A 16,057-nucleotide genomic window follows, 5' to 3' on the forward strand; every position below is an offset into this window, starting at 1 on the left:
GGCCCCCTCACCAACCTCGTACCCGCGCAGTCTCACCCATGACCCCCAGGATGCCCCCGTCTGTCCTCCCGCTCGGCGTGTTGCTCGTCGGCCTGTTGCTCACCGGCGCGAGCCTCGCCGCGCCGCCGGCCACCGACACCAACGCGCTGGGCATGACCTTTCGCCTGATCCCGGCCGGCAGCTTCCAGATGGGCTGCGACACGACCCGCCAGCGCTGCGACAAGGGCGAGCAGCCCGTGCACCGCGTCACCATTGCCCAACCCTTCTATCTGGCCGAGACCGAGGTCACCCAGCGGCAATGGCAGGCGGTGATGGGCGAGAACCCGTCCCACTTCAAGGACCCGGACAACCCGGTCGAGCAGGTCTCCTGGGAGGACGCCCAGGCCTTCGTGCGCGCGCTCAACCAGCGCCCGGATCTGGGCGGCGGCTATCGTTTGCCGAGCGAGGCCGAGTGGGAATATGCCACCCGCGCCGGCACCCAGACCGACTACTGGTTCGGCGACGGCGAGGATGAGCGAGCGCTGAACCGCCACGTCTGGCATCTCTTCTCCTCGCGCGAGCAGCCCCATCCGGTGGCCAGCAAGCCGGCCAACCCCTGGGGACTCTACGAGGTGCACGGAAACGTCTGGGAGTGGGTCGCCGACTGCGCCCACCCAGACTATGTCGGCGCCCCGAGCGACGGCAGCGCCTGGACCCAGGACTGTCAGCGCATGCGCGACGGCACGCCGATGCGCATCGCGCGCGGCGGGGCCTGGTATCTCTATCCCAACGGCGCCCGCTCCGCCTTCCGCTTCCGCTACGGCCCGGACATCCGCCACTATGGCTTCGGGCTGCGTCTGGCGCGCTCGGTCGAGACCGAGACGGTGGAGCGATAGCCGAACGCCATCGGGATCGAAACCTGGCCGTCGTCGTTGGATTGGGCGCCCCCGGACGCGCGGTTGCCGGTCGTTCAGGCCGATACTCCCACGGGCGAGGACGAGCGCCCTCAAGCAGCCGTCAGGGATGGTGCGCTGTTGCCGGCGAAGAGCGCCCGAGCACGTCGGACCCCACGCAGATAGCGACATTCGCGCCGTGCCGCGAGCGCCGTCAGCCGCTCCGGCGCGCCGATCGCGGCGCCGAAGCCCTTGAGCAGGAAACCGGCGTGCTCGACGAAGCGCTCGGGGGCGATACCGAGTCGGGTGAGGATGTCGGGCAGATCTGCCGGGATCGACCCGCGCTTGCGTGGATGCAGGGCGCGACCGAGCGAGTCGACGAGGGTCAGATAGTCGTCGAAGGTGAAGGGGATCGACGCGGGGACCTCGGCGGGGTTGCCGAAGGGCAGTAGTGGGGCAGGGGGCAGGCGATTGAGGACAGTCTCCCAAAGGTGAGCGCTGCGGGCGTCTGGATTCGGTGAGGCGTTGTCTGCGGTCTCAGGCGATGTGGATATGTGACTGGCTGGAGAGGCGCCGTCAGCCTCGGGGGGCGTGATCGTCTTTAGCTGGGGAATCGGTCGTTGCAAGTCGGGATGGACGTCTGGTGGTGGTTGCTGCTCTGCAGCTGAGCCGTGTGCTATGTCGAGCTGCTGTCCGGTCATCGTGCCCTCGTCGCCCGCCCGCAAGGCCGCAATCCGCGCTGCGATCCCGGTATGCGCGCTCTCCTCCGGCGTCTCCGCGATCCCCGCCCGAATCGGGTTGAGATCGACATAGGCCATCACCGCCAGCAGCGCCGTCTCGTCGAGGATCGCCTGTGAACGGAAGCGTCCCTCCCAGAATCGCCCCCGCACCCCATCCTCCCGATTCGCCATCCGCGCGATCGACTCGTTCAGCACCCGCATGAACCACGAGAGATCCGCCAACCGCGCCCGATAGGTCGCGACCAATCCCGCGGCCACCTCCAGCTCCGCCTCGGTCATCTCTGCCCGCGTCGCAGGCGACAGAAACCGCTCCACCACCATAGGCCCTCGGAACAGACACCGCCAGCGCCGCAGCACCTCGGCATCCGACCACCCCGCCGCCCGATCGGCATCCACCCGCACCACCAGATGCACGTGATTGCTCATCACCGCATAGGCCGCCACATCGATCGCGAACACCCCCGCGAGCTGGCGCAACCGCAACTCCACCCAGCCGCGACGATGCTCGAAGCTCCGTCCGGTCAACCGATCGAAGCCGCAGAGATAGGCCCGCCGCACGCAACGCGTGACGACGTGATACCAGGGCGTATCAGAGAGGGAGACGAGCGCGGCGCGGGGACGGGTCATGGGGCATCTCCGCTGGGGGTGTTGGGAGAAGCGTAGGAGAGGGCCTTGGGAGCGTCAACGGTAAGTGGGTGTCCCTTAACGACAGGGCGTATCGGACAAGGAGACGAGCGCGGCGCGGGGACGAGTCATGGGGCATCTCCGCTGGGGGTGTTGGGATAAGCGTAGGAGAGGGCCTTGGGAGCGTCAACGGTAAGTGGGTGTCCCTTATTCTTTCCCGTATTTGCACTTGATGCGATAGCCCTGACCCTGCCCCCCTCTTTTTGGGGTCCGTTTTTATGGCATTGTTATGTTTATTTTTCATTTTTAAGTATTTCAAGCGTCTTTTTATCTCTCTTTCCTTTGTAGTATTTTTCGAGAGCCTTAGTAAATACGCTACCTTCGCCTGATGCCTGCTCAAAAAGTGTGAGCGATGACAGAAATTTAAGATAATCGGGATATCCAAAAACCTCTTCAGCAGAACAGCCGGGTAGTGAGAGCACAGCTTCTGTGGATTGAATGAGCCGATCGCCAAGAACTGGATTGGATAGATATGCTATGGCTTCATCCAGGCTCTGAATACTGTAATAAACGCTTGTTGAACTATGCCCCAGACCCCGAACTTGAGGAAAAATGAACCACATCCAGTGGCCTACTTTTCTCCCATTTCTCAGCTCTCTCAAGGCTGATTCGTAAACGCCTTGATCTTGAGCCTCTGAAAATCGATTTAAATTGAATCCGGACATATTTGTTTAACTATTCCAAGACCTAACAGGATTTCTTTGCCTCATGGTAAAGCCATTTAAAGTTGCTCCAATAGGAAACGCGAGCACCAGGGCGAGTTTGATGCTCTTGTATCCAGGGCTCTAGAACTTCGTAACAGTGAATTATGCTTGGCCCCCAATTAGCGGCGACAAGCTCAACTGGCGCAAGGCCAGATTTCACTAATGCGCCCGCTACATCATAGTTTGCTGTTACACGCGAAGCGTGATCTTTTTCTTCACCGCTCCAGTGCTCCATAGGTTTCGTGGATAGGACAGCACGGACTGTATGACGCGCTTCACGAATCTCAGGTTCTTGAAGAAAATCGACAAGCGCTAAACCACTTTGTGCTTTTGCTGTTTCTTGCATTGAATTAAGTTGACCGGACATCACACGAAGTTGCCGGTAGTAAACAAAAAGCGCACCAAAGGTTGCAATAGCAACCAGGAATTGAAGAATCAATGTCACAAATTCATAGGTTGTCATGAGGTTTCTCTTTTAAACATAAAAGTTGATTAGACAGAACCCCTAAATATGGCGCTAGACGGATTCTCTAATTTCCGTGCTAGACAGATTCTGTCTAGCACCGCCCCCATGCCAACTCCGTCCGCCCACACGGCCCGAAGATACTCCAGAAATCCCTCGCCAGGACTGCTGCTAGGCGCCTCATACCACCTATTCGACACCAAACACGGCTGAGCCCGCAACACTAGACAGAAACTGAACCCTATATCCGACACCTTGCCTGGGACAGAGCTCATCACCCCCACCGAGCAATTCGGCATCAGAAGTCTGAGTAAACCTTTACTCGCCTCTCAACCTCCCCCCCGAGTCGTCACAATCCCCTCCCGCGCACCCCAAATATTAACATCCTCACCCCCAATCGCAGCAGCCATCAACGCCGGAAACTGATCCGGAGTACAGGCGAAGGTCGGGATGCCCATGGCGGCGTATTGGCCGGCTATCTGGTGATCGTAGAAGGGCGCCCCTTCGTCGCTCAGGGCCAGCAGGGTGATGAATTCGACGCCCGATGCCTTGATGCTGGCGGCGCGTTTGAGCATCTCGGTCTGGTCGCCGCCTTCGTAGAGGTCGCTGATGAGGACGAAGACGGTGTCGCTTGGGCGTCGAATGAGGCCCTGGCTGTAGGCGAGCGCCCGGTTGATGTCGGTCCCGCCGCCGAGTTGCACGCCGAAGAGCAGATCGACGGGGTCGTCCTGAAGGGCGTCGCTCATGTCGACGACGGCGGTGTCGAACACCACCAGTCGGGTGCTCAAGGCCGGCAACGAGGCCATGACGGCCGCGAAGATGCTGGAATAGACGACCGAGGTGGCCATGGAGCCGCTCTGGTCGACACAGAGCACGACGTCCCGCAGTGAAGAGCGCTTGCGCCCGAAGCCGATGCGCACTTCCGGGACGATGGTGCGTTGCGCGGGCTGGTAGTGCTTGAGATTGGCCTTGATGGTGCGGTGCCAGTCGATCTCCCTGAGCCTGGGCCGACGGTTGCGGACGGCGCGGTTGAGCGCGCCGGTCACGGCCTGACGCATGGGCTGCTCGAGCCGGCGCATCAGATCCTCGACCACGCGGCGGACGACCTGGCGCGCGGTGTCCTTGGTACGGGCGGGGACGACGTGCTTGAGGGTGATGAGGGTCGCGATCAGATGGACATCGGCCTCGACCGCCTCCAGCACCTCGGGCTCCAGCAGGAGCTGTTCCAGCCCGAGTCGCTCGATGGCGTCCTTCTGCATGACCTGTACGATCGAGGACGGGAAATACTGACGGATGTCGCCGAGCCAGCGGGCCACGTTCGGCGAGGAGCCCGCCAGGCTACCGCGCCGCCCCGCCTGACCGTAGACGGCGTCGAGGCACTGATCGATGCGGACATCCTCGCCTTGCAGGGCCAGCCCTATGCCGTCGGATGGCTCGCCGCCCAGGATCAGGCGCCAGCGTCGCTCGCGTGCGTCTTGACTCATTCGCCGTCCTCCAGACCGAGCAGCCGAGACAAGAGCGGCAGCGTCGTCTCCGCCCGCACGCGGTCGAACGCGCCGGGATGGTCGTGCGTCGAACCGAGTGCCATGGGTCCGCGTTTCACGCGCTCGCCCATCTGCCGCCGCTCGGCGGCCTCGAAGCTCGAAAAGGTCCGCCGCAGCAGCGGGATGACCTGCATGAAGGTCTCCTCGGGGAGCTGGCACACCCATTGGTCGACGAGCTGCCAGAGGGCGTGGTCGTGGATCAGGAGCTGACCGCTGTCACGCAGAAAGCCGTCCAGCCAGGCGGCGGACTGGCCGGGCGCGTTCCCCCTCGACAAGGCCAGACCGAGCTGGCGTGCGGCGTCTTCCTCGTCCATCGCGCCGGTGTCGAGCAGCAGCCGGCAGCAGCGCCCGCGAATGATGCCCTGCAGGCTCTGGGTGTCGGCAAGCTGGTTCAGGGTGCGTTGCCATTGGGCTTGGAGGCGCGTGTCGTCGAGGAGCCGGAGCCCCTCGTGGACGCCCTGGATGTGCTCGAAGAGGGTCTCCGCCGCCTCCTCGTTGAGGCCGCTGCAGGCATTGGGGAGGCCGATGAAGATGCGCGCCAGGAGTCCGTCCAGGAGCGTGTCGACGCGCTCGAGCGCCGTCTTGCGGACATCCCCGTAGCGGGCCAGCCGGGCCAGTTCCGGGACGGCCTGCATCAGCACCAGCACGTCGGCGGCGAGCGCCGCTCGGGCCTGGAGCTGTCCGATGACGGGCTCGATGGCCTTGCCCAGATCGGCGAGCAGCGCCTGCCGCGCCAGGGCCGCCAGCTGGCCGATGTCCTCGCGCCGACGCGCCTCCTGGACGACCGCCGTCGTCGCCGCCTGCGCGATGCTGTTGCCCCAGCGACCGGCCTCGATCAGCGCCACCTCGAAGTCCGGCTCCCACTTGAGCCGCCAGGACTCCTTGAAGGTGCCCTTGCCCGCTTCGCGTCCGCCGTTGCGGCCCCAGGGGACATCGAGGAGCCGCAGCCGATGCAGGAGATGGCTGCGGGCCAGATCGTTCGGCTTGCGCAGATCGAGCACCAGTGACTGATCGCTCGCGCTCGGCTTGAGCCGCAGCCGTCGCTGCTGGGCGCGCAGGTCCTCCTGCAGCGGCGTCGCGGGCGTCGACTCGGGCACCTGTCCCAGCCGCTCGCCGACGATGAGACGCGCCTGGATGAGTTGCATCGGCGCCGATTCACCGAAGAGCATGACGGTCTGGGTCGCGTCGTTGAGTTCGGCGAGCGAGGGCAGGGGGCGAGCGCGCATGGCCGCCAGCGTCTCGGCGAGACGCACGGACTCGATGACATGGGCGCTGGAGATGTCGAGCCCCTCGGCCCGAAACGCCTGGGCGACCTTGATCAGCCAGGGGGTGGCGACGTCGCCGGACCGGGACCAGAGGTGGTCGTACCAGCCCGGCGACCCGATCCCGGCACCGTAACCGCTGTGGTAGCTCAGGCGCCCATAGGTCCAGGGAACCCAGGTCGCGGTCGTCTTGACCTTGGGCAGCCCCTTGAGCAGCCGGTTGTCCTCGCTCTGCTTGGGGCGCTGCTCCAGCGCCGGGACGTGCCAGGCGCCGCAGACGATGGCGATGCGCGCAAAGCCCTCCTTCTCGGTCGCGCGCAGGATCTTGCGCATGGCGGCCTCGCGATAGCGCTCCAGGATCGGCGGGTCCTGCGCAAGCTCCCCCTCGACCTGCTCGCGCAGCGCGGTCATGACGGTGCGGATGCCCTCGAAGAGCGACTCGGTGTCGCGACGCTCCTCGACCATGTGCTCCCACCAGCGCTCGCTGTCCTCGTAACCGGCGGCCTGCGCGATCAGCGCGAGTGGATCGCCGCGCCAGGGCTCTGCTGGCTCGGCGCTCGGCTCGGCTCCGTCATCCGCTGAGGGGTCCGCGTCCGGTGCAGTGCGCTCCGCGGCCTCCTCGCGTTCCCGGCGCCGAAGCGCAATGCGATTGGCGAGCGGCAGGTCCATGAAGCGGATCGGGAGGTCGCGCCCCAGGGCGTAGTGGATCGCTTGCCACTCGGGCGAGAAGCGGGCGAAGGGATAGTAGGAGGCGTCGCTCGGGTCGTCCGGCGCATAGACCAGCATGGCGACCGGCGGGCGCATCTGGGCGTCACTGGCCAGCGCGACCAGCGCATTGCCTTCCGGCGGGCCCTCGATCAGGACGATGTCGGGCGCCAGACGCTCAAGGGCGTCGAGCAGACTGCGCGCGGAGCCCGGACCATGGTGTCGGACCCCGAAGACATGGGTGCTCATAGCACCTCGCGACAGGCCCGATAGAGATCCTTCCAGTCCGAGCGTTCCTTGACGACGGTCTCCAGGTACTCCTGCCAGACGACCTTGTCCTGCACCGGGTCCTTGACGATCGCGCCGAGCAGCCCGGAGGCCACGTCGCCCGCGCGCATCTGGCCGTCGCCGAAGTGCGCGGCCAGGGCCATGCCGCTGTTGACGACCGAGATCGCCTCGGCCGTGCTCAGGGTGCCCGAGGGCGTCTTGAGCTTGGTCTTGCCGTCGGCGGTCATACCCTGGCGCAGCTCGCGGAAGACGCTGACGATGCGCTGGATCTCCTGGAGCGCAGGCTTCTCGACCGGCAGCTCGAGCGCCCGCCCGAGCCGCTCGACGCGCCGCTCGACGATCTCGGTCTCTTCCTCCAGGGTCGCCGGCACCGGCAGCACCACGGTATTGAAGCGGCGCTTCAGGGCGCTCGACAGCTCGTTGACGCCCTTGTCGCGGTTGTTGGCGGTGGCGATGACGTTGAAGCCCTTGCGTGCCTGGACCTCGGTATTGAGTTCCGGCACGGGGAGCGTCTTCTCGGACAGGATGGTGATGAGGCTGTCCTGCACGTCCGCCGGGACGCGGGTCAGCTCCTCGACCCGGACCAGGGCGCCGTGCTCGAGGGCGTGCATGACCGGGCTCGGCACCAGCGCGGCCCGCGACGGACCGTCCGCGATCAGCCGCGCATAGTTCCAGCCGTAGCGCAGCGCCTCCTCGCCGATCCCCGCCGTGCCCTGAACCACCAGGGTGGAATCGCCCGAGATCGCCGCGGCCAGGTGCTCGGAGACCCAGGACTTGGCGGTTCCCGGGAGCCCATAGAGCAAGAGGGCACGATCGGTCGCCAGCGTCGAGATGGCGATCTCCATCAGCCGGGCCTGACCGATGTACTTGGGGCTGATCTCGACCCCATTGCTCAGCGTGCCGCCCATCAGGTAGGTGCGCACGGCCCAGGGCGAGAGCGTCCAGTTGGGCGGCCTGGGATGCTCGTCGACCGCCTTGAGCGCCTCGATCTCGTGGGCGAACTCCTGCTCGGCGTGCTGGCGCAGGATGGCTTCGTTGGGGCTTTGGGTGCTCAAGGCGTACCTCGTTGGTCTGATTCGATGCGCGCGGACTCGATGGCCTGGATCATATCGTTGCGAAACCTCAGGGTGTCGAACATCTCGGTGGCGATCCTCTGCCACGGGGAGGACGCCTGAAGGTACGGCCCAAGGCCCTGCTCCATGGCCTGACAGCCGCCCGGGTCGAGGTGCGCCGCAACCTGACGGAGGATGGCGTAGCGGGCATAGTTGGCGTCCGGCGTCTGCTCGCGGAACAGCTTGAGACAGGCCTGGCGCACGACCGACGAAAAGGACGGACTCCAGCGGTGCCCGAGATGACCGAGCCGATCGAAGGCCCGCTTGAACGGCTCGTCCGTGCTCGGCATGGCGAGCGACGGGGTCAGTGCGTTCTCCTGCTCCGTGGGGGGCAGGATCGCCCACAACGCGGCATCGGCGTCGGCGTCGACCGTCCCCACGATCAGCGCACGCGCCCATGCGCCATTGCCGAAATGCCGGGTGGCGCGCCGCCAGCCCGCCAGCAGCGTGCCCTGCCACGCGTGCCCCTCGACCATGCGGAGGATCTCGGGGGCTGAAAGCTGCCAGCGTTCGACCCAGTGGTCGGGATCGACCAGCCCCAGCAGCTGCTCGAGCCACCAGGCCTTGCGTCCCATCCCCTTGGGTGGTTTCTCGTGGATGCCGATCGTCGTCCAGGCGCTGTCCCAGTCCTCGGGCAGGGTGACGCTCAGCTCGCTCTTGCGGCCCTTGAGCCGCCCCATCAGCCCGGTCCCGGACTCGAACCCGAGCCAGCCATCCAGCAGCTCCACCGCGCGTGTCCGCACCGTCGAGCCGGGGATTCGGGCCAGGAGTCCAGCCGCATCGCCGCGCACGTCCTTGCTGCGATCCGCGAGGGCGGACTCCAGGAAGGCCACATCCGCCGGTCCCGATGCGTCGCTCAAGACCCCCAGCAACTTGCGTCGCTCACGGGCACCTTCCTGTGACCAGACGGCGGCCAGCAACTCGACGGCCTGTGCGGGAGCCTCGCGGCGCGTCTGGACCAGATAGGCCAGTCGCTGCTCCGGTGTGCCGGTCTCCCACAGCGCCGCGTCGAGCCGCCCGAGATCCGCGACGCTCAGCAGCGGCGCCCACTCCGGGCTCTGTCCCGCCAGCCACAGGCCCTTCGCGCCGATGACGGCGATGATCGCCCGCCGCAGGTCGGGACTGCGCGATGCCAGGCCCAGGAGCGTCGGAATGCTGGACTCCGGGGCACGCAGCCCGTGCTCGGCGAGCAGCGTCAGCCATTCGGGGAACAGGGTCTTGAGCCGATCGTCCTGGAGCAGGAGACGCAGATGCCGGGCGCTGCCGAGGGCGGGGCGTGGGTCCGGCGCGGCCGGCGATGGCGCAGCCGATGCGAGCCGAGCCGGCAAGCGCCCGGCTTGGACGAAATTGCCCACGACCGCCGAACAGCGCAGCAGTTGGACCGGGGCGTCCGTCTCTTGGGCTTGCAGGCCGGACAAGAGCGTCCCGAGTGCATTGGGCGCATCCCAGGTCCGGGTGCCGCGCTCGGTGCCGAGCAGCGCGGTGCGCGTGAGGTCGTTCCAGAGCTCGATCACGAAAGCTCCATGTGCATTGCGTGAAAGCCCTGGAGACGCGACCCGTCCGCGATGGTCAGCGGGAAGAAGGCCTCTCCATCCCATTCGCCGAACAGTTGCACGGGCGCGCCGCCGCCCATGGCCAGCAGCTCCCAGCGCAAGGGGAAGTGGGGCGCGAGCGGGATCTGTCGGTGCTCCGCGTCGATCAGCAGCCAGTGCTCGTCCACCTTGACCGGGGTCAGGTCGCGCAGCGCGGCCGGAATCCGCTCCAGCCAGGGGGGCGCGGCCAGACGCTCGGCATAGGTGCGGTAGAGTCCGTCGAGCCCATCGCCTGCTGCGATCAAGGCGTTCGGCTGCGCCGGTTCGATCCCCTGCTGTGTCTTCAGGAGCGCGCGAACCGGCCAGGTCGCCGGATAAAAGGCCAGCTCACCCTCGATGCCGACGCCCTCCGGCGGCGTGATCGGCAGCACGGCGCCGGCAACCGCGAAATCCAGCAGCAGCGCCCAGCGTTGGGTGCGCTCGCCGCGCAGCCAGGTGCGCTGGACCTGGAGATGATCCGCGTCGCTGGTCCACTTGCCCATGACCCGCCAGATATCGGCGACGCCGGGCTGGGTCAGGACCGTCTCCTTGGCCAGGGGGATGCCAAGCAGCTCATCGAGATCCGCCCGGACCGGCTCCGGCAGCGTCTCGCGGCGCTGACAGGCGTCCAGAATCAACTGGAGACGCGACAAGGCCTGCAGGGCGGTGCCCTGCCACTGCTCGGAGCCATAGCGCGCCTCCTGGCAGCGGCGGAGCCAGCGCGCCAGGCCCGGGATCTGCGCATCGACCAGCCGTGCCGCCATGTGATCCCAGGACTGCTGCTCCATGGCGCGAGCCAGGCCCTGGCGCAGGGTATCGGCGAGCCAGCGCTGCAGCTCGTCGAGACCCGCCTGCATCTTCTCCTCGCGCTGATCGCGGCGCTTCGCCTGTGCGGCGGCACGGCGCTGCGCGGTGGCCGGGTCGACCGGCTCGGCCGTCTTGGTCTTGCCTCGCGCCTCACGCTCCGAGCGTGCCTCGCGCTTGTCCAGCCATTCGGCGACCCACTGCGGTGGGGCATCCGTGGCGAAGGCCGAGGCGGATGCGGCATGGGCCAGGGCGAGCCCAAGGCTGTGCTTGCAGGGGAACTTGCGGCTCGGGCAGGAGCACTTGAAGGCCGGGCCGGCGGTGTCGATGCAGGTCTGATAAGGCGTGCTGCCGCTGCCCCTGATCTCGCCCCAGATCAGCCGATCCGTCTGGCCGAGGCGCTGCCACTTCGCGGCGCTCGCCAGCTTGCGACCCGCGCCGATGGACGCGGTGTCGGGCGCCATGCCGCTGACCTGCTCAACCGTCCAGGGGGCCGCCATCGTCGCGCTAGCCCGGCACGTCAGTCAGAGCCTGGAATCCCATTCCGGGGGCGATGAAGACGCGTGCGGCGAGGGTCTGGCTTCGAGGTGCGTTCATCGAGCGGGGGATCCTTGATCGTGAGGGCGCATCGGGCGCGCAAGCAGCGATTCGACGACAGCCGTGGGCCGCAAGGCCCGCGATCCGTCGGCTTCGCGACCGGTCGCGTCTGGACTCTAGCAGCCAGGGTCGGGAGGGGGAAGAGCGACTTCAAGCTGATAAGTGGGTGTCCCTTTACTTTGCCCTTGAGCGCGAGCACATAATCGGCCCCCTGCGCTTGGATCCGCTCGGCGATCGCGTGCTGGCACCCCATCGCATCGATGGTGACGATGCAGCCTTCCAGCTGCAGTAACTCCAGCAGTGCGGGGATGGCGGTGATCTCGTTGGACTTGGCCGCCGTGGCGACCTGGCTGAGCACCACCCGGTTGGTACTCGCCCAGGCCGTCACCAGATGCAGCGGTGCCAAACCCTTGCCCCGGTCGTAAGAATGGCGCAGCTGCTTGCCGTCGATGGCCACCACCTCGCCCGGGATGACCGTGCGGATCGACTCGACCCAGGCGCGGAAGCAGCGCTCGAAGCCCTCGGGGTCCAGCAGCCCGAACACGCGCCCAAAGGTATCGTGCGAGGGGATGCCGTTGGGCAGCGCCAGGAACTGCTCCAGCCACTCCTGCTTGGCCTTGCCGAACCAGGCGATCTCCGTCCAGCTATCGGCCCCGCACAGCGTCCCGGCAACAGCGATCACCACCATATCGCTCAGCAGATGCCGGCGCTTGGTCGGACAGCGTGGATCCTCGAGGATCGAGAAGTGGGCGACCAGGGAGCGATCGATCGGAGTCTCGGGCATCGGCGGGGGCTTCCGGTTGCAGGGATCAAGAGGCCTGAGTGTCGCTGACCGATGCGGACTTTATCCAACAGAATTTGCTCATGCTTTGATGCGATAGCCCTGACGTCAATCCTTGGGGGACGAAAAAACAGGGGAACCTCAAACCTCATCTCGTGGTGATCAAAAAGATTCGTCTGGAGAAACACAAATCATTCCCTCTTTATAATCGCTGTTGCCTTCAATAACAACAATATGACAGGCTCTGTCTTTGTCAAAAATAGAGTCTTCACCATGGCTGTAATGATAGTTGTCGCCTAAGCCGTCAATGGCCTCGCCATCATTAATTTTTGAGTCATCAAGGCTTTCCTGGATTACCTCATCCTGGTTGCTTTCTTCTCTCTGAGTGCTTGCACGGTAATAGCTTGATTCATTTTCGGGGGGGGCAATTTCTCGAGCAGTTTTTTCGATCACTTCACCATGGTTTTCTTCTGTTTTGCAGAAAGACGATCCTGTGTCTAAAAAGCAAAGAAAGCTATCAGATGCTTTTCCCACATCAAACCTCCTTTGCCCACCCTCTGAACTACAGGATGCGCAAAACAAAAAAACGGTAAAAAGCAAAAAAAACCTAGTAAAGAAAAACATAAAAATCTCGTAGCAGTGATGAATGAAGTTTCAGAGTGCGCCCAGATGGTTTTCCTGGTTCTTCGAGAACGCGAGCGACTTTCTCGCTAAACGGGAAATACGCTGACGGAGTGTTCCGTTGAACTGTCAACTCCCCCTTTTTAGGTCCATCCATAAATAGACACTGCGGCATGTCCGCGGCGGTTAAGAAACTCGATTGGTGAAAGATCGCCGAGCGATTCGTGCGGTCGGCGCAGGTTGTATTCGTCGAGCCAGTCGTCTGCTTGTTGGCGAACCTCCTCGAGGGTGTTGAAGAGCCAGGCATCGAGGACCTCGCGGCGGAAGCTGCCGTTGAAGCGCTCGATGAAGCCGTTCTGGGTCGGTTTCCCGGGGCTGATGAAGTCGAGGGCGATGCCACGTTCGGTGGCCCAACGTTGGAAGGCGGTGCTGGTAAACTCCGGCCCGTTGTCGAGACGCAGCCGCTCGGGGCGCCCCCTGACGCTGATGACCTGTTCGAGTACGCGGATGACGCGCGCCGAGGTCAGCGAGACGTCGACCTCGATACGCAGCGCCTCACGGTTGAAGTCGTCGATGAGGTTGAAGGTGCGATAGCTCATGCCGCAGCTCAGCGCATCGCTCATGAAGTCGGCAGACCATTGCAGGTTGGGACGGATCGGTTGCACCAGCGGTTGCGGCGGGCGGAGCGCCCGGAGTCGCTTGCACCGACGCCGCAGATTGAGCTTGAGTGCGCAATACACCCGCCAGACCCGCTTGTGGTTCCAGGGATGTCCGGCGCGGCGCAGCCGCACATAGAGCTTGCGAAAACCGGCGTATGGATAGCGCTCGGCCAGCGCGCTCAGTGCCTTGATCAGCGGCCCGTCGTCACGCGGGCGGGCGTGATCGTCGAACACCGAACGGCTCAGCCCGAGCAGTCGACAGACGCACCGCTTGCTCACGCCCTCGGCCATGGACTCACACGCCAGGGCGCGCCGCGCCCTGGCGCTCAGCGCTTTTTTTCGACGATCTCCTTCAGGATCTTGTGATCCAGGCTCAGATCCGCGTACATGTGCTTGAGCCGGCGATTCTCCTCCTCCAGCGCGCGCAGCCGCTTCAGGTCCGAAGCCTCCATCCCCCCGTACTTCGAGCGCCATTGATAGAAGGTCGCCGCGCTGACCCCCAGCTCCCGGCACACGTCCTTGACGGCCACTCCAGACTCAGCACGACGCAGTGCGTCAACGATCTGCTGCTCGCTGTACTTGCTCTTGCGCATGTGGGCTCTCCTCTGCTCGGCCACCATCATGCCCTCGGTCTCTACTTTTCGCTGGACCTATTTTTGGGGAAGGGGACAGTCTTCTACAACCGCAAGCGACTACACTCGACACTCGGCTACCGTTCCCCCGTCGAGTTCATGCAACAGAGGGAGACAGCGCCGTGACCAGACGGTCGCATGAGACCAACCCCTTGGAGGGCGAAAAAACAGAGAATCCCAAAACTTAAACAGGACATCCTTCTTCATTAAATAAAAAATTCTCAGAATGTATTTCGCCCCTTAAGTTGTCTAAATTTTTATTGAAGTTCGTTGCGATTTTATCTATTTCTTCAATTAATTTTTCTTTGTTTTTTTCGTATTCAGACATCAATTCGCATAAATTGCGTTTCTCTTCGTTGCAAATATGAAGAATTTCGTTTTTATTTTCACCAAAAGCAAAAATATCAATAGCGGATTCTATTTCGGAATCAATAAATTTGTAGCGACAAGGGTTTTCTAAAACTTTCTGAACATGTTCTCTAAATTCTAAAACAGCCATTTTGCTGACGTCTAAAACATTAGCAAGGTAGATGCCAAGGCAATGGAAGTAATTCCCAGAATCGCGAATACAATCATCCACTACACTTTCTTGAGCTCTCAAGCTAGCAGGGATGGCGAAAATATTTTCTTTTGCTTTTTTTAGTCTAAGAGCTAAATCTTTCTTTGCATCAATGTTAATCTTGCTAGATATTGCGTTAAGACTTTTCCATTTCCTGTAAGCTTCACCAAACCCGGGGTACGGATCATCGGACTTAAATCCCTTGTAAAAAGCAATCAATCCCAACAGCAATCCAAGGCACAAAAGAAGCATAGAGTCCATTGTCTTTACGCTGAAAGGATTGTTTATCATGCTTTGAATGACGTCAATAATTTCCAGGTCCGGGAATTCAACTGAATAGTCTCTAAATCTAGCGATAAAGAATTGAAGCGAAATGAAAAAAGAAAAATAAACAAAAAGCAGCAAAAAGCCCAAAAATGATAGGTGCTTTTTTACATGGAAAGTCAATCGTAAAGCAATGTATCCAGCGAAAAAACCAAAATAAATATTTATAACAGAAAACACAAAGGCGTAGAAGCCGCCGCCAATATATCCATAATCAGAGTCAAAAAAAGCTGCATTAAGTACAGACTCCAGGCAGATAAAAACCAAAAGCAAACCGTGATCAAGGAATCTATTGACTTCAGGAACCGAAGCCGCCTGTCTGGATATCTTGTTTTTCACCCTAAAGCTAGCCAGGTCTCTCCTTGCAGATTTTTCATCTTGAAAAGCAATCTTGTATTTTTCTTCAAATTCCGCTTTTAACTCTTCAAGCTCAAAAATTAAATCTTCTTTGATTTTATCAAAACGTTCCTGCAAAGGAACTATTTCTGAAAACTTTTCAGAGAAATCGTTTTTCATTTTAACATACGCTTTATAGTGCCATTCGCGCAATTCACCCAGGTAGTCATTGACGTTGGCAAGCATTTCTTTTTCAGTAGATGTTAACGATCTCTCGTCACGTATTTTATCCACATTCTTTGACTTTGCAAAATCATCAGCCTTTTCCTTTGGGCTCATGCTATCAACAAAGCTTTTTGAGATAGGCTTCATTTCAGACCAAAAAAAACGACCTTTATCGTCAACCTTAACTTTCCAGAACATCAGTCTTTGCTCCATTTTGGAAACGTGAAAGTAAATCTAACGAGAATAAAAAAATTTTCTTTCTCTAAATTCAACTCCTTGGCTAGTAAAGAAATTACGCCAAAAATCCAGCACCCCTTTAATAAGGTTTGAAGAATACATTTGCCTGTCAATATAATTAAAAAAAACAAAGACGCTCTTTTTTTCAATATCTATCTCATATTTCGAAGTGGCTTTTTTAAAGTCGGGGACACGATTCCTGAAATCAAAATCTATCGAATTCTCCATCATGTCAGTTACAACGTAAATTCTAACTTCTTTAGAAGTTGAAGAAGATATTATTTCTGAAATCAATTCAAGCAGAGGGCTATATTCTGGAGCCCCAGCCAAGCTAGAT

Annotated in this window: 14 protein-coding genes and 1 pseudogene; 1 reads left to right on the plus strand and 14 read right to left on the minus strand. The window is 61.4% G+C overall.

Going from position 1 to position 16,057, the window contains the following annotated elements; all coding sequences use genetic code 11:
• Nucleotides 1-50 precede the first annotated feature (50 nt).
• Nucleotides 51-875 carry a formylglycine-generating enzyme family protein gene (locus EBL84_RS11540; RefSeq protein WP_223807004.1) on the plus strand — a complete coding sequence of 275 codons (825 nt, stop codon included), beginning with the start codon at nt 51-53 and terminating at the stop codon, nt 873-875.
• Nucleotides 876-985: 110 nt separating this feature from the next.
• Here EBL84_RS11540 and EBL84_RS11545 read toward each other — a convergent pair whose 3' ends face one another.
• The 14 genes and pseudogenes from EBL84_RS11545 to EBL84_RS17105 all read right to left on the minus strand — a co-directional run.
• On the minus strand, nt 986-2,239 hold the full coding sequence (locus EBL84_RS11545) for a transposase (RefSeq protein ID WP_123140952.1): 1,254 nt from the start codon (nt 2,237-2,239) through the stop codon (nt 986-988).
• A 290-nt stretch (nt 2,240-2,529) separates the two neighbouring features.
• Nucleotides 2,530-2,961, minus strand: a complete 432-nt coding sequence (locus EBL84_RS11550; protein WP_123140953.1) for a DUF1810 domain-containing protein — start codon at nt 2,959-2,961, stop codon at nt 2,530-2,532.
• Nucleotides 2,962-2,983: 22 nt separating this feature from the next.
• Complete coding sequence (locus tag EBL84_RS16925) at nt 2,984-3,463, minus strand: hypothetical protein (RefSeq protein ID WP_148040294.1); 480 nt, start codon at nt 3,461-3,463, stop codon at nt 2,984-2,986.
• Between the two features lie 329 nt (nt 3,464-3,792).
• Nucleotides 3,793-4,947 carry a VWA domain-containing protein gene (locus EBL84_RS11555; RefSeq protein ID WP_123140954.1) on the minus strand — a complete coding sequence of 385 codons (1,155 nt, stop codon included), beginning with the start codon at nt 4,945-4,947 and terminating at the stop codon, nt 3,793-3,795.
• Nucleotides 4,944-7,223 (minus strand): DUF5682 family protein, encoded by a 2,280-nt coding sequence (locus EBL84_RS11560; RefSeq protein WP_123140955.1) that lies wholly within the window; start codon nt 7,221-7,223, stop codon nt 4,944-4,946. The genes EBL84_RS11555 and EBL84_RS11560 overlap by 4 nt, the downstream gene beginning before the upstream one ends.
• Entirely contained in the window at nt 7,220-8,317 is a 1,098-nt protein-coding gene (locus tag EBL84_RS11565) for an AAA family ATPase (protein WP_123140956.1), read from the minus strand. The genes EBL84_RS11560 and EBL84_RS11565 overlap by 4 nt, the downstream gene beginning before the upstream one ends.
• Nucleotides 8,314-9,888, minus strand: coding sequence for a DUF5691 domain-containing protein (locus EBL84_RS11570; protein ID WP_123140957.1), 1,575 nt, complete (start codon nt 9,886-9,888; stop codon nt 8,314-8,316). Before EBL84_RS11570 ends, EBL84_RS11565 begins: the two co-directional genes overlap by 4 nt.
• Nucleotides 9,885-11,213 (minus strand): hypothetical protein, encoded by a 1,329-nt coding sequence (locus EBL84_RS11575; RefSeq protein ID WP_223807005.1) that lies wholly within the window; start codon nt 11,211-11,213, stop codon nt 9,885-9,887. Before EBL84_RS11575 ends, EBL84_RS11570 begins: the two co-directional genes overlap by 4 nt.
• Nucleotides 11,214-11,269: 56 nt before the next feature.
• The gene (locus EBL84_RS11580; protein ID WP_123140959.1) at nt 11,270-12,130 is read right to left on the minus strand and encodes an ISAs1 family transposase; all 861 of its coding nucleotides are present in this window, start codon (nt 12,128-12,130) and stop codon (nt 11,270-11,272) included.
• Nucleotides 12,131-12,289: 159 nt separating this feature from the next.
• Complete coding sequence (locus EBL84_RS16930; RefSeq protein ID WP_148040295.1) at nt 12,290-12,661, minus strand: hypothetical protein; 372 nt, start codon at nt 12,659-12,661, stop codon at nt 12,290-12,292.
• 120 nt (nt 12,662-12,781) lie between these two features.
• A pseudogene (locus EBL84_RS11585) lies at nt 12,782-12,877 on the minus strand (IS1 family transposase); the annotation flags it as partial.
• A 14-nt stretch (nt 12,878-12,891) separates the two neighbouring features.
• A protein-coding gene (locus EBL84_RS11590) for an IS3 family transposase (protein WP_223807006.1) occupies nt 12,892-14,000 on the minus strand; the annotation gives its coding sequence in 2 pieces (ribosomal slippage) (nt 12,892-13,748 and nt 13,748-14,000; 1,110 coding nt in all).
• Nucleotides 14,001-14,223: 223 nt separating this feature from the next.
• Nucleotides 14,224-15,681 carry a hypothetical protein gene (locus EBL84_RS16935; RefSeq protein WP_148040296.1) on the minus strand — a complete coding sequence of 486 codons (1,458 nt, stop codon included), beginning with the start codon at nt 15,679-15,681 and terminating at the stop codon, nt 14,224-14,226.
• A gap of 36 nt (nt 15,682-15,717) precedes the next feature.
• A partial coding sequence (locus EBL84_RS17105; RefSeq protein ID WP_190287946.1) for a hypothetical protein occupies nt 15,718-16,057 on the minus strand: 340 nt, incomplete at its 5' end.

The organism is Marichromatium sp. AB31, from assembly GCF_003718685.1.
GTDB classification, from domain to species: Bacteria; Pseudomonadota; Gammaproteobacteria; order Chromatiales; family Chromatiaceae; genus Marichromatium; species Marichromatium gracile.

What these genes read in the sequence shown, in the direction of transcription:
- EBL84_RS11575 (WP_223807005.1), bottom strand. Translation starts at nt 11,213, where the DNA reads ATGGCGCCCGACACCGCGTCCATCGGCGCGGGTCGCAAGCTGGCGAGC.
- EBL84_RS11555 (WP_123140954.1), bottom strand. Translation starts at nt 4,947, where the DNA reads ATGAGTCAAGACGCACGCGAGCGACGCTGGCGCCTGATCCTGGGCGGC.
- EBL84_RS11560 (WP_123140955.1), bottom strand. Translation starts at nt 7,223, where the DNA reads ATGAGCACCCATGTCTTCGGGGTCCGACACCATGGTCCGGGCTCCGCG.
- EBL84_RS11580 (WP_123140959.1), bottom strand. Translation starts at nt 12,130, where the DNA reads ATGCCCGAGACTCCGATCGATCGCTCCCTGGTCGCCCACTTCTCGATC.
- EBL84_RS16925 (WP_148040294.1), bottom strand. Translation starts at nt 3,463, where the DNA reads ATGACAACCTATGAATTTGTGACATTGATTCTTCAATTCCTGGTTGCT.
- EBL84_RS11540 (WP_223807004.1), top strand. Translation starts at nt 51, where the DNA reads ATGCCCCCGTCTGTCCTCCCGCTCGGCGTGTTGCTCGTCGGCCTGTTG.
- EBL84_RS11550 (WP_123140953.1), bottom strand. Translation starts at nt 2,961, where the DNA reads ATGTCCGGATTCAATTTAAATCGATTTTCAGAGGCTCAAGATCAAGGC.
- EBL84_RS11545 (WP_123140952.1), bottom strand. Translation starts at nt 2,239, where the DNA reads ATGACCCGTCCCCGCGCCGCGCTCGTCTCCCTCTCTGATACGCCCTGG.
- EBL84_RS16935 (WP_148040296.1), bottom strand. Translation starts at nt 15,681, where the DNA reads ATGTTCTGGAAAGTTAAGGTTGACGATAAAGGTCGTTTTTTTTGGTCT.